Annotated in this window: 16 protein-coding genes and 2 pseudogenes; 16 read left to right on the forward strand and 2 right to left on the reverse strand. The window is 42.9% G+C overall.

The window, feature by feature from the left end; translation table 11 throughout:
• The first annotated feature begins 46 nt into the window (after window positions 1-46).
• From ACTNC0_RS06095 to holA, 6 genes are all read left to right on the forward strand, one after another.
• Window positions 47-2,374 (forward strand): DNA internalization-related competence protein ComEC/Rec2, encoded by a 2,328-nt coding sequence (locus ACTNC0_RS06095; RefSeq protein ID WP_441086698.1) that lies wholly within the window; start codon window positions 47-49, stop codon window positions 2,372-2,374.
• 121 nt (window positions 2,375-2,495) lie between these two features.
• Entirely contained in the window at window positions 2,496-3,785 is a 1,290-nt protein-coding gene (locus ACTNC0_RS06100; protein WP_441086699.1) for an L-aspartate oxidase, read from the forward strand.
• On the forward strand, window positions 3,778-4,635 hold the full coding sequence (nadC, locus tag ACTNC0_RS06105) for a carboxylating nicotinate-nucleotide diphosphorylase (protein WP_441086701.1): 858 nt from the start codon (window positions 3,778-3,780) through the stop codon (window positions 4,633-4,635). The genes ACTNC0_RS06100 and nadC overlap by 8 nt, the downstream gene beginning before the upstream one ends.
• 4 nt (window positions 4,636-4,639) lie before the next feature.
• Window positions 4,640-5,182, forward strand: a complete 543-nt coding sequence (locus tag ACTNC0_RS06110; RefSeq protein ID WP_441086702.1) for a transcription repressor NadR — start codon at window positions 4,640-4,642, stop codon at window positions 5,180-5,182.
• Between the two features lie 124 nt (window positions 5,183-5,306).
• Window positions 5,307-6,224, forward strand: a complete 918-nt coding sequence (gene nadA / locus ACTNC0_RS06115) for a quinolinate synthase NadA (protein WP_441086703.1) — start codon at window positions 5,307-5,309, stop codon at window positions 6,222-6,224.
• A 234-nt stretch (window positions 6,225-6,458) separates the two neighbouring features.
• A complete protein-coding gene (holA, locus tag ACTNC0_RS06120; RefSeq protein WP_441086704.1) occupies window positions 6,459-7,454 on the forward strand; it encodes a DNA polymerase III subunit delta in 996 nt (331 codons plus the stop codon).
• An 85-nt stretch (window positions 7,455-7,539) separates the two neighbouring features.
• Here holA and rpsT read toward each other — a convergent pair whose 3' ends face one another.
• Window positions 7,540-7,818, reverse strand: coding sequence for a 30S ribosomal protein S20 (rpsT, locus tag ACTNC0_RS06125; RefSeq protein WP_117676189.1), 279 nt, complete (start codon window positions 7,816-7,818; stop codon window positions 7,540-7,542).
• Between the two features lie 338 nt (window positions 7,819-8,156).
• Between rpsT and gpr the strand changes: the two genes are divergently transcribed.
• The 3 genes from gpr to lepA all read left to right on the forward strand — a co-directional run bounded on the left by gpr (window position 8,157) and on the right by lepA (window position 12,401).
• Window positions 8,157-9,071 carry a GPR endopeptidase gene (gene gpr / locus ACTNC0_RS06130; RefSeq protein WP_441086705.1) on the forward strand — a complete coding sequence of 305 codons (915 nt, stop codon included), beginning with the start codon at window positions 8,157-8,159 and terminating at the stop codon, window positions 9,069-9,071.
• A 56-nt stretch (window positions 9,072-9,127) separates the two neighbouring features.
• Window positions 9,128-10,438, forward strand: a complete 1,311-nt coding sequence (locus ACTNC0_RS06135; protein WP_441086706.1) for a stage II sporulation protein P — start codon at window positions 9,128-9,130, stop codon at window positions 10,436-10,438.
• 154 nt (window positions 10,439-10,592) lie between these two features.
• Window positions 10,593-12,401 carry a translation elongation factor 4 gene (lepA, locus tag ACTNC0_RS06140; protein WP_117676187.1) on the forward strand — a complete coding sequence of 603 codons (1,809 nt, stop codon included), beginning with the start codon at window positions 10,593-10,595 and terminating at the stop codon, window positions 12,399-12,401.
• An 18-nt stretch (window positions 12,402-12,419) separates the two neighbouring features.
• Here the strand turns inward: lepA and ACTNC0_RS06145 are convergent.
• A pseudogene (locus ACTNC0_RS06145) lies at window positions 12,420-12,602 on the reverse strand (DUF6783 domain-containing protein); the annotation flags it as partial.
• Between ACTNC0_RS06145 and ACTNC0_RS06150 the strand changes: the two are divergent.
• From ACTNC0_RS06150 to ACTNC0_RS06180, 7 genes and pseudogenes are all read left to right on the forward strand, one after another.
• A pseudogene (locus ACTNC0_RS06150) lies at window positions 12,579-12,632 on the forward strand (DUF6783 domain-containing protein); the annotation flags it as partial. The pseudogenes ACTNC0_RS06145 and ACTNC0_RS06150 sit on opposite strands and share 24 nt — an antisense overlap.
• 69 nt (window positions 12,633-12,701) lie before the next feature.
• A complete protein-coding gene (locus tag ACTNC0_RS06155; protein ID WP_441086771.1) occupies window positions 12,702-13,067 on the forward strand; it encodes a hypothetical protein in 366 nt (121 codons plus the stop codon).
• A 238-nt stretch (window positions 13,068-13,305) separates the two neighbouring features.
• Window positions 13,306-14,448: a radical SAM family heme chaperone HemW gene (gene hemW / locus ACTNC0_RS06160; protein WP_441086707.1), complete on the forward strand. Its 1,143-nt coding sequence runs from the start codon at window positions 13,306-13,308 to the stop codon at window positions 14,446-14,448.
• Between the two features lie 234 nt (window positions 14,449-14,682).
• A complete protein-coding gene (uvrA, locus tag ACTNC0_RS06165; protein ID WP_441086708.1) occupies window positions 14,683-17,526 on the forward strand; it encodes an excinuclease ABC subunit UvrA in 2,844 nt (947 codons plus the stop codon).
• A gap of 151 nt (window positions 17,527-17,677) precedes the next feature.
• The gene (locus tag ACTNC0_RS06170) at window positions 17,678-18,667 is read left to right on the forward strand and encodes a rod shape-determining protein (protein ID WP_117676183.1); all 990 of its coding nucleotides are present in this window, start codon (window positions 17,678-17,680) and stop codon (window positions 18,665-18,667) included.
• A 132-nt stretch (window positions 18,668-18,799) separates the two neighbouring features.
• Window positions 18,800-21,067, forward strand: a complete 2,268-nt coding sequence (recD2, locus tag ACTNC0_RS06175; RefSeq protein WP_441086709.1) for an SF1B family DNA helicase RecD2 — start codon at window positions 18,800-18,802, stop codon at window positions 21,065-21,067.
• A 79-nt stretch (window positions 21,068-21,146) separates the two neighbouring features.
• Window positions 21,147-21,842, forward strand: coding sequence for a ComF family protein (locus ACTNC0_RS06180; protein WP_441086710.1), 696 nt, complete (start codon window positions 21,147-21,149; stop codon window positions 21,840-21,842).
• The last annotated feature ends 72 nt before the right edge of the window (window positions 21,843-21,914 follow it).

The following is a 21,914-nucleotide window of genomic DNA, read 5'->3' on the forward strand; positions in this document are numbered from 1 at the left end:
ATACTGAATGGTTGCGAAGCAACAATATAAGAGAAGAGGTGCAAGAGTGAGGAGACGCCCGGTGTGTATCCTGTGCCTGCTTCTGGTTGTTTTTCTGTGTGTGACAGACTGGCTGGGATTTTCCCTGATACGGGGAAATCCACTGCCAGAGTCTGTGCAGACATGGATCAATAAGCACCCGGAATCCACCATCTGCGGGGAGGTGGTCAGGTGTCAGGAGAATGAAGAAACACAATCTGTATATCTGAAAAATACTTATCTTATTTACAATTCTGAAAAAGTTTCCATTGATAATGTAAAGGTTTATTTACAACAAAAAAAGTATAATACGGACAAAAAGGACAATCACAATAAACTTCTGGCAGGAAGTCTTGTTTTTGTGTCTGGAAAGCTGGAAGAGATAGAAGGTCCACGAAATCCGGGTGAATTTGACAGTAAACAGTATTATGCCTGTCAACATATTTATTATGTGATGAAAAAAGGAAAAATAAAAAAACAGTCGCAGAATCATTCGGCATATGGACAGTTTCTGATTAATATGCGCCAGAGATTTGCAGAAATTCTGGAGAAAACCTGTGGAGCTGAGGCAGGAGCATTTGAAGCAATCGTGCTTGGAGATAAGAGTAATCTGGATCCGGAATTGAAAATGCGTTATCAGATGGCAGGAATTATACATATTCTGGCGATTTCGGGTCTGCATATCAGCCTGCTCGGAATGGGGCTGTATAATATGCTGAAAAAAGCAGGGTTTGGTATCTGGCCTGCCGGTTTACTGGCACTGATAATCATGTTGCAATACGGAATGATGACCGGCGGAGGCGTTTCCACGATGCGCGCAGTTTGTATGTTTTTGCTTTCTGTAGGGGCAAAGATTGCGGGGCGGATTTATGATATGCCTACGGGGATGGCAGTGGCAGCAATTCTGATTCTGGTGGAGAACCCTGCTTATCTGCTGGATGGAGGATTCTGGCTGTCCTTTGGGTCAGTGATCGGAATCGGATGCGTGTGGCCGGTGATTCAGGAAGCATTGGGAAATTTGGAGAAAGAGGATAACGCAGGAAAGAAGATACTATGGTCTTTTCTGGCATCAGGAGTGGTACAGTTTACTACACTTCCGATTGTTTTGTGGTTTTATGGAGAAGTGTCGGTGATGGGGATTTTCCTGAATCTTCTGGTACTGCCTACGGTGGGAGTTGTATTGGGAAGTGGAACGGCAGACGCACTTTTGGGGTTGATCAGTATAAAAGGTGCGTTTGTGGTGGCTATTCCGGGAAGAACCATTTTGAAGATTTATGAGGTACTGGTTATTATAATCGGAAAACTGCCATTTTGCACCTGGGTTGGCGGAAAGCCTGAAACGTGGCAGATTGTGGATTATTATCTGATTCTGGCGGGTGCAGTGTGGATGTATCGGATTTCGGAGAAAAAATACAAAGAAAATAAAACGGCGGTGATGAAAAAAAGAAAAGGAATCTGGAAATTCAGATGTCTATGTGCAGGTATGGGATGCCTGGGGATTCTTCTGATCGGATATAAACCGAAAGAGGATTTTCGAATTGCCTGTCTGGATGTTGGGCAGGGAGATGGAATTGTGATAGAAATGGAGAACCGGTGGAATATTCTGATTGATGGCGGAAGTACGAATAAAAGCAGTCTGGGACAATATCAGTTAATTCCGTACCTGAAAAGCAGAGGGATTTCCAGACTGGATGGAATTTATATTTCTCATACGGATGAGGATCATATTAGTGGCGTAAGGGAAATTCTGGACTATATAAGCAAAGGCCTGACGATTATACGTGTGGAAAATCTGATTCTGCCGGACTGGGATGAGGTTCAGGATAATAAAAACTTTCAGGAGTTGACAGAATTAGCAAAGGCAGCAGGGACACGGGTGATTTATGTAAATGCCGGAGATAGAGTCAGATACGGAGAGACTACCTTGAAAGTATTATGGCCGGAGGCAGGAGCGACCGGAAAAGAAGTGAATGAGGATGCCATGGTGATTGAAATGACAAACGGAGCGTTCAAAGGAGTTTTTACAGGAGATATCGGAAAGGATACGGAAGACAAATTATTGCAGAAGGGAGTTCTGGAGGATGTGGATTTTCTGAAAGTGGCACATCATGGTTCGAAATATTCCACAGGAGAAGAATTTCTTAGTGTTGTAAAACCGGAATTATCCGTTATTTCCTGTTCTGCGACAAACACATATGGTCATCCCTCGCCGGATACGCTGAAGCGCCTGGAAAACAGCGGAAGTAAGGTGCTGATTACGAAGGATGTGGGTGCAGTTACGATATATAGGAAGAGAGAACATACCTTTGTAAAAAGTTACTGCGCACTTCGTGGGATAGTAGCGTGTGCACAGTAACGTAAAGATTGGTGATTTACAGTGATATATTTAGGTGTCTTGACACATAAATGGTCAGGTAGTATAATGGCACAGACAAAAAAGAAAATCCGGTATGATACCGGTGCGAGGAAAAAAAGAAATGAAAGAACATTATGATGCCATTATTGTAGGAACCGGAGCGGCAGGTCTGTACTGTGCGCTGAATCTCCCGGAAAAAATGAAAATTCTTCTGATCACCAAACAGGAAGCTGATCAGTCAGATTCTTTTCTGGCGCAGGGCGGAATCTGCATGCTGCGTGGAGAAGATGATTATGAAAATTATTTTGAAGATACCATGCGTGCCGGGCACTATGAAAATGATAAAAGAGCGGTTGATCTGATGATTCGCAGTTCCAATGATATTATCAGAGATCTGCTGCGTTATCATGTAGATTTTGCAAGAGATGGACTGGGAAACCTGGCATTTACCAGAGAGGGTGCACATTCCCAGCCAAGAATCCTTTTCCATGAAGATATCACGGGAAAAGAAATTACACAGTCACTTCTGAATGTTGCGAAGACGAAAGAAAATATAGAAATCTGTGAATATATGACGATGGTAGACTTGATTTCCAAAGACAATACAGTTTGCGGAATTATCGTTATGAATCAGGAGGAGCAGGCATTTGCTGTTTATTCTCCGTATGTGGTTCTCGCCTGTGGAGGAATCGGAGGGCTTTTCAAAAATTCGACTAACTTTTCCCATATAGCAGGAGATGGCATTGGAATTGCCATGAAGCACCACGTGGAAATGGAAAATCTGGATTACATACAGATTCATCCGACAACCCTCTATTCTCACAAACCGGGACGACGATTTCTGGTTTCTGAGTCCGTCAGGGGAGAAGGCGCATTATTGTATGATAAAAACGGACAGCGTTTTACTAATGAATTACAGCCAAGAGATCTGCTGAGTCAGAAAATTTTTTCGCAGATGGAGAAAGACGGAACAGAATTTGTGTGGGAAGATATGCGTCCGCTCGGAGAAAAGACGATCATGGAGCATTTCCCTCATATTTATGAACAGTGCGTGGAAGAAGGATTTGATCCAAGAAAAGAGCCAATCCCGGTTGTTCCGGCACAGCATTATTTTATGGGCGGAATTAAAGTTAATCTGGGAAGCAAGACATCTATGAAGGGGCTTTATGCCTGTGGAGAAACAAGTTGTAATGGAGTCCATGGAAGGAACCGTCTGGCAAGCAACTCTCTGCTGGAATCTTTGGTCTTTGCAAGAAAGGCCGCAGATGATATGATATTTGGACAGGCACCTGAATATATAAAAGCAGATGCAGTCGATATGAAAATGTACGAAAACAGGGAAGAATTGCTGGAAGGCTATCATAAGGCAGTATTAAACGAAATTGAAAGGATGAAAAAGAGTCATGAATAATATTACGATGAAAATGCAGGCAGATAAACTGATCCGTATGGCACTTCAGGAGGACATTACAAGCGAGGATGTTTCCACAAATGCAGTTATGCGCAGCGCAGTTAAAGGAAGTGTAGAACTTCTGGCAAAGGAAGATGGAATTATTGCCGGACTGGATGTATACGCAAGAGTATTCCAGATTCTGGATGAGAAGACTGAGATCAGCTTTAACGTCAAAGACGGAGATAGTGTAAAGAAGGGAGAGCTTCTTGCAACAGTAACCGGAGATATCCGCGTTCTTCTCTCCGGAGAAAGAGTTGCGCTGAATTATCTGCAGAGAATGAGTGGAATTGCCACCTACACGAATCAGGTCGCAAAGCTCCTTGAAGGAAGTAAGGTGACACTTCTGGATACCAGAAAGACCACACCAAACTGTCGTGTTTTTGAAAAATATGCAGTGCGTGTAGGCGGCGGGTGCAATCACAGATATAACCTTTCAGATGGTGTACTTCTGAAAGATAACCATATCGGTGCAGCCGGAAGCGTGGCAAAAGCAATAGCGATGGCAAAGGAATATGCACCATTTGTCCGCAAGATCGAAGTGGAAGTAGAGACGATGGAACAGGTAGAGGAAGCAGTAGAGGCGGGGGCAGACATCATTATGCTGGATAACATGACACCGGAAATGATGAAAGAGGCAGTAGACTTCATTGCAGGCCGTGCACAGACAGAATGCTCCGGAAATATTACAAAAAAAAATATTGCTAAAATTCTGGAAACCGGTGTTGATTTTGTCTCCAGTGGAGCACTTACACATTCCGCACCGATTCTGGATATTTCAATGAAAAATCTTCATGCGGTAGAGGAATAAAGATATGAATACTGCGCAGAGAAGAACTGAAATTTTAAAACTCCTTCATCAGGCAGAGAAACCGGTGGCGGCCAGAGCGCTGGCGGCACAGTTTGGCGTGAGCCGACAGGTAATCGTGCAGGATATGGCTGTAATCAGGGCCTCTGCACCAGGAATTCTGTCTACTACAAAAGGGTATGTATTGCAGCAGGATAAAGACAGCGCATGTACCAGAGAATTTAAAGTCCGCCATGGACAGGAACAGGCAGCGGAGGAACTGAATCTGATCGTAGACTGCGGAGGCCGTGTAAAAAATATCAGTATCAGCCACAGAGTTTATGGGCGTGTCAGTGCGGAAATGGACATTCGATCCAGACAGGATGTAAATGAATTTGTCCAGGCAATCAACAGCAGCCATTCTACTGTGTTAAGCAGTGCAACTTCCGGATATCATTATCATCTGGTAGAGGCTGCCAGCCAGGAAAGACTTGACCTGATCGGAGAACAGCTGGAAAAGGCAGGATTTCTTGCACCACTCCAGCCATGGGAAGTGGAAAACCAGGAATAGTGGACAGGCATTTGCAGAGAAATTCAGATATCCGATTGACCAGAAATAAGTTTCCTGACCTGATTGTGAAGATGTGAAGAGCAATAAGTAGTGGAAAATTGAGTACAGTAAAGGAAATAAAAAAATGACAATAGCAGAAATTCAGCAGGAAATCCTGCGGATGAAAAAAGAACAGGACGTTTGCATTCTTGCGCATGCATACCAGGGTCAGGAGATTCTGGAAGTTGCAGATTATACAGGAGATTCTTATGGATTGAGCGTACAGGCTTCCAAAAGAGACTGCAGCGGTGTGATTATGTGTGGTGTCCGTTTTATGGCAGAAACATGTAAGATTTTAAGCCCGGATAAGAGAGTATGGCTGGCAAATCCTGTAGCAGGCTGCCCGATGGCAGAGCAGCTTGATCTGGAAGGACTGCGCGAACTAAAAGCGCAGTATCCGGATTATGCAGTAGTTGCCTATATCAATACAACTTCAGAACTTAAAACAGAATGTGATGTATGTGTAACCTCCTCTTCAGCAGTTGAAATCTGCCAAAAACTGGAGCAGGATAAAATCTTATTTATCCCGGATCCTAATCTGGGACATTATGTAGCAGAGAAACTTCCGGAGAAAACATTTGCATTTTACAGAGGTGGCTGTCCGAGACATATCGTAGTGAGTGCAAAAGACGTGGAAAAAGCCCGTGCAGCTCATCCGGACGCACTTTTCCTGGTACATCCGGAATGCCGCCAGGAAGTAGTAGAACAGGCGGATTTCGTAGGCTCAACAACGGGAATTATGGAATTTGCCAAAAAGTCAGAACATAAAGAATTTATTATCGGAACAGAGAATAGTATTGTAGAACATCTCCAGTTCGCCTGTCCGGATAAGAAATTCTATCCGGTTACGGTACAACTTACCTGCATGAATATGAAAGTGACCACTCTGATGGATATTTATAACTGTCTGAAGGGCAGAGGCGGCGAAGAAATTTTCCTGCCACAGAATGTCATGGAAGGCGCCGGAAGATGCATTCACAGAATGGTGGAGCTGGGCGGCTGATATATATATAAAATTCTACTGGTCATTAGAAGAGAAAATTGGTACAATTATATGGTGGCAGAGTGATATCACTTTGTCATCATTTTTGTTATCATCATGATAGAAAAATGATATAATAGTACTTACTAACATAATTATTTTCTGTAAGAGGAATAGAATAGTCTATTGTTTATATATCACCATCTTGTAAGCGTGGAATGAGCAGTAACATAAAATAAGATCAGGAGTAGAGAATTGAAAAATATACAGGCAGACATTAAATCAGGAAATTTCAAACAGGCGTATCTGCTCTATGGAGAAGAGGCATATCTGAAGCAGCAATATAAACAGAATCTCATAAAGGCATTAAATGCGGATGGGGATACCATGAATTTCAGTCATTATGAGGGAAAAGGTGTTGACATCAAACAGCTGATCGATCTTTGCGAAACCATGCCGTTTTTTGCGGACCGCAGAGTGATCCTGCTGGAAGATACGGGATTTTTTAAGAATAAATGCGAGGAACTGGCGGATTATATGAAGGAGCTGCCAGACTACCTGTGTCTGGTTTTTGCAGAATCTGAAGTAGATAAGCGAAATCGTATGTATAAAGCTGTAAAGGCGTGCGGAACGATCGCAGAATTTGCCAGACAGGATGAGAAAACACTGATGCGCTGGGCGGCAGGACTACTTGGAAAAGCAGGAAAGAAGATCACACAGAGAGATATGGAACTTTTTCTCACCAAGACAGGAACAGACATGGGAAATCTCAGAATGGAGTTAGAGAAGCTGATCAGTTATACTGAAGGACGAGACATAGTAACAGCAGAAGATATCGAGGAAATCTGCACTACTCAGACAACGAACAGAATTTTTGATATGGTACGCGCTGTAACCGAGAAGAATCAGAAGCGTGCGTTGGATCTTTATTATGATTTGCTGACGTTGAAAGAGCCGCCAATGAGAATCCTGTTTTTGCTTGCAAAACAGTACCGTCAGTTACTTCAGGCAAAACAGTTTGCGGCAGCAGGACTTGCCCAGACAGAAATTGCTTCGAAGCTGGGGGTACCCAGCTTTGTTGTGCGAAATATCTCAACATGCGCCAGGGCGTATACCATATCTGAACTGGAACAGGCGGTAGAGGATTTTGTGGATGCTGAGGAATCGGTAAAGACAGGACGACTGGAAGATAAACTGAGTGTTGAGCTTCTGATTATTAAATATAGCAGTAAAGTAAGTACTTCAAATTAAAAAAGACAAACAAAAAAGACAGCCACATGACGGTGATGGCTGTCCTTTTAATTATAAGCTTATAATTAAAAATTCAAATATATGATTAGTCAATGCTGTTAACAGCTTTAGCTAAACGAGCAACTTTTCTTGCACAGTTGTTTTTATGATAAACACCTTTAGATGTAGCTTTGCTGATTGTGGAAACAGCATCTTTTAATGCTACTTCTGCAGCTGCTTTATCTTTGCTTGCTACTGCTGCTTCAACTTTCTTGATAGAAGTCTTAACTGCGGATTTGATAGATTTGTTTCTAGCTGCTTTTGTTCTGTTTACTAAAATTCTTTTCTTAGCAGATTTAATATTAGCCAATTCGTACACCTCCAATTTAATTCAATAAAAAATTATTATACTCCTGTCATAGAAACAGACACGGGCGCTTCTATGAACATGCTTATATATACTACCCCAAATATTCTTTCTTGTCAATACATATTTCTATAAAAAAAGCTAAAAATAGATAGAAAGTAAGAGGTTTTGCTATTAGAACGGAGTGAACCGTAACGAGGTTTTTGATGATGCAGGACTTCACATTTTGATGCGCTGGATTATTTACAGTATTTTCTGGAATTGCTATAAGTGGGAATGGAAGAGAATGGCAAATATCTGTCTGATAGTAAAGCTATAATACAGAATGGATGACGAAGATAAGGGAGGAAAGAGGAATGCTTGGAAATCACGGAATAAGAACAGATCTGGCACTTGAAGCAACGGAACGATTTACTGAGGAAAATGTAGAAGTACGCGGTGTGGAAGTCACAGAAGATTATAATGAAGAAAAAGATATCCGCACGACTGTAGTAAAAATCACTACAGAAAACGGCGCCCGGACGATGAGGCGTCCACAGGGAAATTATATTACCATAGAAGCACCGGGGCTTTCTGTCCATGATGAGGATTACCACAGAGAAATTTCAGCAGAGATTGCCAGACATCTGCAAAAGCTGATAAATCTGGAGCGGGAGCAGTCGATTCTGGTAGTGGGCCTCGGAAATTCTGCAATCACTGCAGATTCCCTTGGCCCTCATGTGGTAGAGAATCTTAATATAACCCGGCATATGATCCGGGAATACGGCTTGCAGAGTCTCGGAAAGGAGAGGATGCACCGCACCAGTGGAATTATTCCGGGGGTTATGGCACAGACAGGAATGGAGACATCCGAGATCATACAGGGAATCGTGGCAGAAACGAAACCGGATGTAGTGATTGCAATCGATGCGCTGGCGGCCAGAAGTACCAGACGTCTCAATCGAACCATTCAGATCACAGATACGGGCATCAATCCGGGATCAGGAGTAGGCAATCACAGGGTAGGTCTTACAGAAGAAAATCTTCAGGTGAAAGTGATTGGCATCGGAGTTCCCACAGTGGTAGATGCAGCCACCATTGTCCATGACTCCATGGCGCATCTGCTGGATACACTGGAAGAGACAGAGCAGAAAGAATTTCTGGAAGAGATGATTGCGCCACATCTTCATACGATGTTTGTAACGCCCAAAGATGTGGATGAGACGGTGAAATATTTAAGTTTTACGATTTCAGAGGGACTAAATATGGCATTTGAGGAAATATCAGAGTGAGAATAAGTGTATAAACAAAAAGATCGGGTCATAGGATAATTCAAGAGGTGATCCATGTGACAAATTTTCAGAAAGCGTTCTGCATTGTGCTGAGCATGTGCTTTTTTGCCACTCTGGCGATGCTGCCGGGGGCACTTTTTACAGGAGAAAATGTGTACAGGCATCTGCCCCTGTACCGCTTTCTGGAAAAAAAGACTCAGGTACATTCCTACGAAGATCAGGAAACCTATGAAAAAATCGCAGGAGAAAATGGAAAATATCTGGGCGAACGTGCGAAGTCTGAACAGATGGAAGCTAAGGAAGAAACCCATTCTTTGATGACGGAAGAATCGAAGAATCCGTCTGAGGCAGAAAAAGAAGCGGATGCTTTAACAAAAAAGAATAAGAAGTCAGACAATAAGAAGCCAGACAAAGAAAATAAATCAGCAAAAGCCACGCCTGTACCAGAAGATATACCAAAGGAAAATGTGGCAGATGAAACGTACATTCAGGAAAAAAAGTCAGAATCAAAAGAATCACCAGAGCCGGTAATCACCAATGAACCGGATGTCCACGATACTACAGAAACGATAGCAGCAGTAGCTCCTCATCCTGTAATTGATCTGTCCCCGGCAAAACTTGCAGACTATGATTACCTGCTGGGACAATTTTATATAGTAGATTCTAATACAGAAGCAGATGCTGTACAGATCAGCGCGGAAGACTTTCTGAATCAGGACTTTAAAATCTCCAAAGATACTGAATCCCCACAGATCCTTATTTATCACAGCCATTCGCAGGAAACATTTGCGGATTCCAGAGAAGGGGAGGAAGCAGATACGATCGTAGGTGTGGGAGATTACCTGACACAGCTTCTCACAGAAAATTATGGCTATAAGGTAGTTCATCTGAAAGAACAGTTTGACATGGCATCCGGTGAATTAGACCGTAGTTCAGCCTATGACTATGCCCGGGATTATCTGGAACCATACTTGCAGGAAAACCCGGACATACAGGTGATCATTGACCTTCACAGAGATGGCGTTCCCGAAGACCGCCACCTCGTGACGGAAATCAATGGAAAGCCGACGGCTCAGATTCTGTTTTACAATGGTCTGAGCTATACAATAGAAAAAGGTTCTCTGGACTATCTGCCAAATCCCTACATACAGCAAAATCTGGCATTCTCTTTCCAGTTAGAATATCAGGCCGCTCAATACTATCCGGAATTTTACCGCGGAATCTATCTTGCAGGCTACCGCTACAATCTCCACCTTCGCCCGCGTTCCATCTTGTTAGAAGCCGGGGCTCAGACAAACACTGTTCAGGAAGTAAAAAATGCCATGGAACCATTTGCAGATATTCTGAATAAAGTTTTGCAGGGATGAAAAAAAGTCATATCCAAATCAGGATGGCTTATATTTACGTAAAAAATGTTTTTATAAGCTGTTCACAAGTAGATGACAAAGCTGCTCTAGATATGCTATAATACAAAATTAGCAAATGAACAACTATGAAAAGAACTTAGGAGGGAATTCCTGAATGATAGATCAGAGCAAAATCAGAAATTTCTGTATTATTGCACATATAGACCATGGCAAATCAACTCTTGCCGACCGAATCATCGAAATGACTGGTACATTGACAGAGCGTGAAATGCAGTCACAGGTACTTGATAACATGGAACTTGAGAGAGAGCGTGGAATCACGATCAAATCTCAGGCAGTGCGTATTGTTTATAAAGCCAAAGATGGCGAAGAATATATCTTCAACCTTATCGACACCCCGGGACATGTCGATTTCAACTATGAAGTTTCCCGAAGCCTCGCAGCCTGCGATGGTGCGATTCTGGTAGTAGATGCTGCACAGGGAATTGAAGCGCAGACACTTGCAAACGTATATCTTGCACTTGACCATGACCTGGATGTACTTCCGGTCATCAATAAAATCGACCTGCCAAGTGCAGAGCCGGATCGTGTAGTAAACGAGATTGAGGACGTTATTGGACTTGAAGCTCATGATGCACCGAGAATTTCTGCAAAAACAGGACTTAACGTAGAGGAAGTTCTTGAGCAGATCGTGACAAAGATCCCTGCACCACATGGCGATGTAGATGCACCGCTGAAGGCGCTGATCTTTGACTCTATTTATGACGCATATAAAGGAGTTATCGTGTTCTGCCGTGTGATGGACGGACGTGTAAAAAAGGGCACTCAGATTCAGATGATGGCTACCGGATTTACTACAGAAGTTGTAGAAGTAGGATATTTTGGCGCAGGACAGTTTATCCCATGTGAGGAACTTACCGCAGGTATGGTAGGATATATTACAGCCAGTATCAAGAACCTCGGCGATACCCGCGTAGGTGATACAGTTACAGACAAGGAAAGACCGTGTGCCGAAGCACTTCCGGGATATAAGAAAGTAAACCCGATGGTATACTGCGGTTTATATCCGGCAGATGGTGCGAAATATGGTGACTTGAGAGATGCACTTGAGAAATTACAGCTTAATGATGCTTCCCTTTTCTATGAGCCGGAGACATCAATCGCCCTTGGATTTGGTTTCCGTTGTGGTTTCCTTGGACTTCTCCATCTGGAGATCATCCAGGAACGTCTGGAAAGAGAATACAATCTCGACCTTGTAACTACAGCACCGGGTGTTATTTATAAAGTTCACAAGACAAACGGCGAAGTCATTAACCTGACTAATCCAAGCAATCTGCCGGATCCGTCAGAAATCGAATATATGGAAGAGCCAATGGTAAATGCTGAGATCATGGTAACTACCGAATTTATCGGAGCAATCATGGATCTTTGCCAGGAGAGAAGAGGTCAGTATCTGGGAATGGATTATATGGAAGAAACACGTGCGCTTCTGAAATATAAAATGCCATTAAATGAGATTATCTATGATTTCTTTGATGCGCTGAAATCTCGTTCCAGAGGTTATGCATCTCTGGACTATGAACTCTGTGGATATGAGCGCAGTGAACTTGTGAAACTGGATATCCTGGTAAATAAAGAAGAAGTGGATGCTCTTTCCTTTATCGTACATGCAGATACTGCTTACGAACGTGGCCGTAAGATGTGCGAGAAGCTGAAAGAAGAGATTCCGCGTCAGCTCTTTGAAATTCCGATTCAGGCTGCGATTGGAAGCAAGATTATCGCGAGAGAAACTGTAAGAGCTATGCGTAAGGACGTACTTGCCAAGTGTTACGGCGGTGATATTTCCCGTAAGAAGAAACTTCTGGAGAAACAGAAGGAAGGCAAGAAACGTATGCGCCAGGTAGGTAATGTGGAGATTCCGCAGAAAGCGTTTATGAGCGTATTGAAACTTGATGATAAGTGATATTACTGAGAATGGTAATTAAATAATACCTGCTGGCAGATAATGTCTGCTTTGAGCGATATCTGAGATTACTGCTGCAATATACGGAAATTTTTCAGACAGATTGCTAGAGTGTGTTTGAAAAACCATTCCCGCAATCTGCATGCCCCATTTTGCGGTATATTTTGCCTTCTTTCGGTTGACGCAGCCCGCTACGCCGCCCTCAATCAGACAAAATCTCCCACAAATTGTGACATACATCTTGCGGAAAGCCTTTTTCAAACACGCTCTAGTGAGTATAGACAGAGAGTTGAGATATTTATGAAAATAAATAAGAAGAAAATAGCAATACTATGTATGATATTGTTGAGCGTTTTGACTTCTGGCTGTGGAAAAGAGAAAACAGTAGATGAAGCATCCTCGCAGGTGATTCAGATCAGTGTAGCGCCGGTGGAGGCAACTCCTACACCTGCACCTGATCAGGTGGCTTCAGCAGCTGTTATCACAAATGGGAATCTGACGATGGTAAATAATTATCTGGCAGACCAGAGTACGACTGACGTTTCCACTTCTGAAATTTCGGACAGTGGAAATAATACAAATACAGACACAAGTATAGACGGTGGCACAGACGCATCAACAGATAGTAATACGGAAGATAACAGTGCAGTGGATAGTGAAGAATAAGAAAAGAGTTACTGTTCAGTTACTGTTCACACGCCACTATCCCGCGAGGTGTTTTGGCATGAGAATGCCAAAATCCCGAGACATACCGCGCGAATTTATGCGAATAGCATAAATTCTGTGCATCGCGAAGCGTGTTACTGAGAACGGCGTGAACAGTAACACTGTTCACGCCGTTCTTGGAAACACGCTTCACGAGATAGTGGCGTTTGAAGCGTATATATGATAGCAGGAGAGTAAAATGGAAATAGAGAACGCAACGGGTTCTTCTATGGAAATCTACATCCACATTCCATTTTGTGTAAAAAAATGCGATTACTGTGACTTCCTTTCAGGTCCGTCATGTCCGAAAGAACGGGCAGAATATGTACAGGCTCTGCTTGCGGAAATCGATGCAGTAAAGGAAGGTAAAGGAAGGAGTGTATCCTCTATATTTATTGGAGGGGGCACTCCTTCTGTTTTGGATGAGAGATTCATTGGAGAAATTCTGAATAAAACAAGAAAGAATTTTTTGGTAGAAAATGATGCAGAGATTACGATTGAGGTAAATCCGGGAACTGCAGATCAGAAGAAACTTCAGGCGTACAGAACATTTGGCATCAACCGTCTGAGTATCGGCTTGCAGTCCCCAGATGACCGGGAGCTGAAAATTCTTGGAAGAATTCATAATTACGAGCAGTTTCTGGAAACCTGTAAAGGTGCAAGAACTGCAGGTTTTGAGAATATAAATATTGACCTTATGAGTGCAATTCCGGACCAGACTTATGAAAAATGGTGCAATAATCTGCGAATAGTTGCAGAACTGAAGCCGGAGCATATCTCTGCATATAGCCTGATCATTGAAGAGGGGACACCTTTTGCTTCGCGACAGTTGAATCTGCCTGATGAAGATACAGAATACAATATGTATGAGGCAACTTCCCGTATTCTGAAAGAATATGGCTATGAACAGTATGAAATTTCCAATTATGCAAAAGAAGGCAGAGACTGCAGGCATAATGTGGGTTACTGGACCAGGCGGGATTATCTGGGATTCGGCCTTGGGGCCTCTTCTCTTTATGGAAAAGACCGTTTTGCCAATACGGCAGATATGAGGAAATATCTGGAAAACAGTTCCTCCCCGGAATTGATCAGAGAAAGAGAACCAGTTCTTACCAGAGAGGATGAAATGGCAGAATTTATGTTTCTTGGACTCCGCATGACAAAGGGAATTGCGAAAACTGATTTCAGGCAGAAATTTGGCTGTGCGATAGAGACTGTATATGGTGATGTACTAAAGAAATATGAAGCTATGGGACTACTGCTGGAGAAAGATGGAAGAATATTCCTGAGCAGAGAGGGAATTCATGTGAGTAATTCTGTTATGGCTGATTTTTTACTTTAAACGCCTTGACGAACACATGTTCCTGCGCTATACTGAGTGCAGATTTAACTGAATCAAGTAGGTTATGAGCAAGTAGCGAAAGCGGATTGCGAATATCTGACTGACTTGTGAAAGGCAATAAGCAGTTGGAGAATTGTACACAATAAAAGCTGATCTTATGAAGATTGCGAGAGCTACATTGTGATCTGGCAATGAGAAAATGTATTTATATATAGAAGAAACGGGAGGCAGACGATGGCTGCGGATACGACGAAGAAACAATTTATCAGAATCAGAGGAGCAAATGTTAATAATCTTAAGAATTTAAGTGTGGATATTCCGAGAGACAGGTTTGTAGTACTTACAGGATTAAGCGGGTCAGGAAAGTCATCGCTGGCTTTTGATACGATTTATGCAGAAGGACAGAGACGATATATGGAATCACTGTCTTCTTATGCAAGGCAGTTCCTTGGACAGATGGAGAAACCGGATGTGGAGAGTATCGAAGGACTGCCGCCTGCGATTTCAATCGATCAGAAATCTACCAACCGCAATCCACGTTCCACAGTAGGAACTGTAACGGAAATTTATGATTATTTCCGACTGCTGTATGCAAGAGTCGGAATCCCACACTGTCCGAAATGCGGCAGAGAGATTAAGAAACAGACAGTTGATCAGATGGTAGACAGCATCATGTCTTTTCCGGAGAGAACAAAGATTCAGCTGTTGGCTCCTGTAGTAAGAGGTCGCAAGGGAACTCATGCCAAGCTTCTTGAACATGCGAAGAGAAGTGGTTATGTCCGTGTGCAGATTGATGGAAATATGTACGAACTCTCCGAGGAGATCAGTCTGGATAAGAATATCAAACACAATATTGAGATCGTGGTTGATCGTCTGATCGTGAAACCAGGAATTGAGAAAAGACTTTCTGATTCCATCGAGACAGTACTTGATCTGGCGGATGGGCTTCTCATGGTAGATACCATGGATGGAAATATTCATAATTTCAGCCAGAGCTTTTCCTGTCCGGATTGTGGTGTGAGCATAGATGAGATCGAGCCGAGAAGCTTCTCATTCAATAATCCATTTGGCGCCTGCCCGGACTGTCTGGGACTCGGATATAAGATGGAATTTGACATTGATCTGATGATCCCGGATAAATCGTTGAGTATCCTGGAAGGTGCAATCGTGGTGACGGGATGGCAATCCTGCACAAGTGAGGGAAGTTTTTCCAGAGCAATTCTGGATGCGCTTTCCAGAGAGTATGATTTCAGTCTTGCAACACCGTTCGAGGATTATCCGGAGAAGATAAAGAATATTCTGATTAATGGAACGAATGGACATTCTGTTAAGGTTTATTATAAAGGCCAGCGCGGAGAGGGCGTTTACGACGTAGCTTTCCCGGGACTGATCCGAAATGTGGAGCAGCGATACAGAGAGACTGGTTCTGACACTATGAAACAGGAATATGAGTCTTTTATGCGCATTACTCCATGTAAAACCTGTAAAGGCCAGCGACTGAAGAAAGAATCTCTGGCTGTAACTGTAGCAGACAAGAATATTTATGAGATCACGAATCTTTCTATAGAGAAACTGAAAGCTTTTCTGGCTGATATGCAGCTTTCCAGCCAGCAGTTACTGATTGGAAAACAGATTCTGAAAGAAATTAAAGCCAGGGTAAGCTTCCTGTCAGACGTAGGATTGGATTATCTTTCACTTGGACGTGCGACGGGCACACTTTCCGGAGGAGAGGCGCAGAGAATCCGCCTGGCTACGCAGATTGGTTCCGGTCTGGTCGGAGTTGCATATATTTTAGATGAGCCAAGTATCGGTATTCATCAGAGAGATAATGACAGATTGTTAAGTTCCCTGATGAAACTGAGAGATCTTGGAAACAGTCTGATCGTTGTGGAACATGACGAGGATACCATGCGCGCGGCGGACTGTATTGTGGATATCGGTCCGGGAGCGGGAGAACATGGTGGACAACTGGTTGCCATGGGAACAGCAGAGGACCTGATGAAGAATGAGAATTCTATCACAGGAGCTTACCTGAGCGGAAAGTTAAAGATTCCGGTACCAACGGAGAGACGTAAACCGACGGGCTTCCTTACAATCAAGGGGGCAGCAGAGAATAATCTTAAGAATATTGATGTGAAGATCCCACTGGGGATTATGACCTGTATCACAGGTGTTTCAGGATCTGGTAAGAGTTCACTTATCAATGAGATCCTGTATAAGCATCTGGCAAGAGATCTGAACCGCGCCAGAGTGATTCCGGGTAAGCATAAGGATATTCTGGGAGTAGACCAGTTGGATAAAGTGATCAATATTGACCAGTCGCCGATCGGACGTACACCGCGTTCAAACCCTGCGACTTATACAGGTGTGTTCGATCAGATTCGTGATCTCTTTGCCGCAACAGCAGACGCCAAAGCAAAAGGATATAAGAAAGGCCGTTTCAGCTTTAACGTAAAGGGTGGCAGATGCGAGGCATGCAGCGGCGATGGTATCATCAAGATAGAAATGCATTTCCTTCCGGATGTGTATGTGCCTTGTGAAGTCTGCAAAGGTAAGAGATACAACAGAGAAACTCTGGAAGTAAAATACAAAGATAAGAGCATTTATGATGTACTGAATATGACTGTAGAGGAAGCATTGACATTTTTTGAAAATGTTCCTTCTATTAAAAGAAAGATACAGACACTGTACGATGTCGGGCTTTCCTATATTCGTCTGGGACAGCCTTCTACAGAACTTTCCGGAGGAGAGGCACAGAGAATCAAACTTGCTGCGGAACTGAGTAAGCGAAGCACCGGAAAGACAATCTATATTCTGGATGAGCCAACGACAGGACTTCATTTTGCGGATGTGCATAAACTGGTGGAGATTCTGAAGAGATTATCTGAAGGCGGTAATACGGTAGTTGTTATTGAACACAACCTGGATGTGATTAAAACAGCAGATTACATTATCGACATTGGCCCGGAAGGTGGAGACAAGGGTGGAACTGTAGTAGCACAGGGAACTCCGGAAGAAGTTGCACAGTCACCGGTTTCCTATACGGGAAAATATGTAAAAAAATATCTGGAAAATTAAGCAGGGCTTTTCTTTTGGCTGGAAGTTGTATATAATAGAAGCGATTTAATCGAATAAACTGCGGAGCAGTTATTCGGTTATGAGCAAGTAGTGGAAGCAGATTGAGAATATTAAGAGCAATCATAGATAAAAAATAAGAAAGGGGATTTCCATGCCGGCAAGTGATATTGGAATTGACCTGGGAACCAGAAATAGTCTGGCCTATTCTACGGGAAAAGGACTCGTATTAAACGAACCTTCGATCGTAGTTTATGATAAAAATACAGAAAAGATAAGAGCAATCGGTGAAGAAGCCCGTATGATGGAGGGACGTATTACTTCAGATATGGAGATTATCCGTCCAATCAGGCAGGGTGTGATCGTTGATTATACAGTTACAGAGAAAATGCTGAAATATTTTATATCCAGGGCGATAGGCAGAAGAGCCTTTCGTAAGCCAAGGATCACGATCTGTGTTCCAAGTGGAATTACAGAGATTGAGAGAAAGGCTGTAGAGGAGGCAACTTATCAGGCCGGAGCCAGGGATGTTTACATGGTGGAGGAGCCTATTGCAGCAGCAATCGGAGCCGGAGTTGATGTGACGAAGCCATTTGGCAATCTGATTGTGGATATTGGAGCAGGAACATCAGATATTGCGGTTATTTCTCTGGCGGGAGTTGTAGTTTCTGCCTCCGTAAAGGTTGCCGGAGATACTTTTAATCAGGCTATCTTAAATTATGTGAGAAAGAACCATGGCCTTTTTATCGGAGAAGATATGGCAGAGAAGATTAAGATTCAGATCGGAACTGCTATTGAGGAATCGAATCCGAGAACCATGGAAGTAAAAGGACGAAATGTGATCACAGGTCTGCCAAAGACGGTGACACTTACTTCTGAAGAGATACGTATGGCGTTGAAGGATGCTACAGGACAGATTGTTGAGACCGTCCATGGTGTTCTGGAGAAGACTCCGCCGGAACTGGCTGCTGATATTGTGGACAGAGGAATTGTACTTACCGGTGGTGGCGCACTTCTTCATGGTATGGATTCTCTGATTGAACAGAGAACAGGAGTGAGCACTCTGACAGTACAGGATGCAATGAGCGTAGTTGCGGTAGGGACCGGAAAATATGCAGAGGTAATGGCGCGATTTGATGGATAAAGCAGGAGGTACTGCATATGCAGTGCCTTTTTGCGTTATATGTTATTTTTTAGATACCAAGGGATTAAAAGACTTTTATTCCAGTATCTTTAGGCAGGAAACAGATGACTCGGAAGAAACCAGGAGGAATACATGAGCGAGACTGTTACAGGATACATAGATCATGTTATTTTCAGAAATGAAGATAACGGATATACCGTTATGGTATTAAAAGATACAAAAGAAGAGGAAGAACTGACCTGTGTGGGCAGTTTCCCGACAATTACACAGGGAGCCACGATTGAGGCAACAGGAGTATACACGCATCATCCGGTCTATGGAAAACAGTTTCAGATCAGTTCTTTTGTAGAGAAAATGCCGGAAGATACATATGCCATAGAGAGGTACCTGGGATCGGGAGCCATTAAGGGAATCGGAGCTGCACTGGCAGCCAGAATCGTACGCAGGTTTGGCCAGGATACACTTCGTATTGTAGAAGAAGAACCGGAAAGACTGGCCGAAGTTAAGGGAATCAGCGAAAAAAAAGCCAGGGAAATCGCAGCCCAGGTAACTGAGAAAGCAGATATGCGAAAGGCTATGATCTTTTTACAGAAATATGGTATTTCTCTGAATCTGGGCGCAAAGATCTATCAGAAATATAAAGAATCTGTCTATACGGTTCTGCAGGAAAATCCATACAGGCTTGCAGAGGATATTTCAGGAGTAGGTTTTAAAATTGCGGATGAGATTGCGGAAAGGATCGGAATCCATGCAGATTCAGATTACAGAATCCGAAGTGGAATGTTGTATACTCTCCTACAGGCTTCAGGGGAGGGACATACATACCTTCCAAAGGAGCAGCTATTTACAAGATGTGCCAGACTTCTGGGTGTTGACGAGTCCTATATGGAGAAGCATCTCATGGACATGGTTATTGACAGGAAACTGGTGCTTAAAGAAAAGAATGGAGAAACCATAGTTTATCCGTCTCAGTATTATTATTTGGAATTAAATACTGCCCGTATGCTTAATGAACTGAATGTTTTGTGCCCTGAGGATGAGCAGCTTGTTCAGAAGAGAATCCTGATGATCGAAAAAGAGACAGGAACTGTCCTGGATGAGATGCAGAAGAAGGCAGTGATGGAGGCTGCGAGTCATGGATTGTTTGTTTTGACGGGAGGACCGGGTACAGGTAAAACAACAACGATCAATGCAATCATTCGTTTCTTTGAAGGTGAGGGAGCTGAACTTCGACTGGCTGCACCTACCGGACGTGCTGCGAAGAGAATGACAGAAACTACCGGATATGAAGCGCAGACGATTCACCGTCTTCTGGAATTAAATGGAATGCCGGAGGAGGAACGGGATGGCCATTCTGCCAAATTTGAAAGAAACGCGCAGAATCCTCTGGAAGCGGATGTGATCATTATTGATGAGATGTCCATGGTGGATATTCATCTGATGCACTCGCTGCTTCTTGCAGTAACGACCGGAACCAGGCTGATTCTGGTAGGAGATGAGAATCAGCTTCCAAGTGTGGGACCGGGTAATGTCCTGAGAGATATTATTCGAAGCGGACGTTTTCCGGTGGTAGAACTGACGAAGATTTTCCGTCAGGCTTCTGAGAGTGATATTGTTGTGAATGCCCATAAAATAAATAAAGGGGAGCAAGTACAGATCAATAATAAAAGCCGTGATTTCTTTTTTTTGAAGAGATATGATGCAGATATCATCATAAGAGTAGTGATTGCCCTTATTCAGGAAAAATTGCCACGATATGTAGATGCAAAACCATTTGAGATACAGGTACTGACACCTATGCGAAAGGGACTCTTAGGTGTGGAACGTCTGAATCAGATTCTGCAGAGATATCTGAATCCGCCGGAAGACGGAAAGCCTGAGAAAGCAGTCGGCGACCGCCTGTTCCGTACTGGTGATAAAGTGATGCAGATCAGAAATAATTACCAGATGGAGTGGGAAATTCGGGGGCGATATGGAATTGTTATAGAGAAAGGTATTGGTGTATTTAATGGAGATACCGGGATTCTTACGGAAATCAATGAATTTGCCGAGACTGCAGAAGTGGAATTTGAGGATGGACGTTTCGCAATTTATTCGTTCAAACAGTTAGAAGAACTGGAACTTGCGTATGCTATTACAATTCATAAATCCCAGGGATCTGAATATCCGGCAGTGATTCTTCCGTTGCTTTCCGGACCGCAAATGCTGTTAAACAGAAATCTCCTTTATACTGCTGTTACCAGAGCAAGAAAATGTGTAACTGTGGTGGGAAATGAGGAAACCTTTGCAGAGATGATCCGCAATGAGAAACAGCAGAAGCGATACAGTGCGCTGGATGAGCGCATTATAGAGCTGAGTGACACTATGGAGAATGAAGGTGAAAGAAACTTCACGAAATAAAAACGGTAACGAAAAACAGATAAAAACAAAATAATAAAAATTGAAAGAAAAATAGAAGTAAAAAACAGGAGTAAAGTGATTGCTGAGAAAAATTCTTGATATTTTTTACCCGAGATGCTGTCCGGTCTGTCAGAAAATTCTGAAGGATCAGAGAAGGATGATTTGTCCTGAATGTGAAAAGAAGCTTCAACCGATTGGACATCCGAGATGTTACAAATGCGGAAAACCCATAGAAGAGGGAGAATACTGTAAAGACTGCCAAAAACATACACATATATTTGACCAGGGAAGAGGTATTTTTGTTTATGATGGCATAATGAGAAGGTCTGTTACCAGATATAAATATTATGGATGCCGGGAATATGGATATTTTTATGCGAAAGCAATGTATCGATATGCCTGGAAAAATCTGAATCAGTGGAAGCCGGATCTAATCGTGCCGGTTCCCATACATAAGTCAAAAGAACGTTTAAGAGGATTTAATCAGGCTGCATATCTGGCAGAGAGACTTAGCTGCTATACAGGGATTCCAGTGGATACGGATCTGGTACAGAAAGTTGTAAAAACAAAATCGCAGAAGAAGCTGAATGCCATGCAGAGAAGAAAAAATCTGGAGAAAGCTTTTCTCGTAACAAAGAATATCAGAGGGAAAGATATTCTGGTGATAGATGATGTATACACGACAGGAAGTACTATAGATGCCATGGCAGGATGCCTTCGAAAAAGAGGCGCAAAAAATATTTATTTTCTTACAGTCTGTATAGGACGTGCGTGAGAATAGTAACAAAAGTTACTGGTATGGAGCGGCTGCTAAACAGGAGCGACTGCTAACCGAAAAAATGCTTTT

The organism is Blautia sp. HCP3S3_B11, from assembly GCF_052064435.1.
Classification (GTDB): domain Bacteria; phylum Bacillota; class Clostridia; order Lachnospirales; family Lachnospiraceae; genus Blautia_A.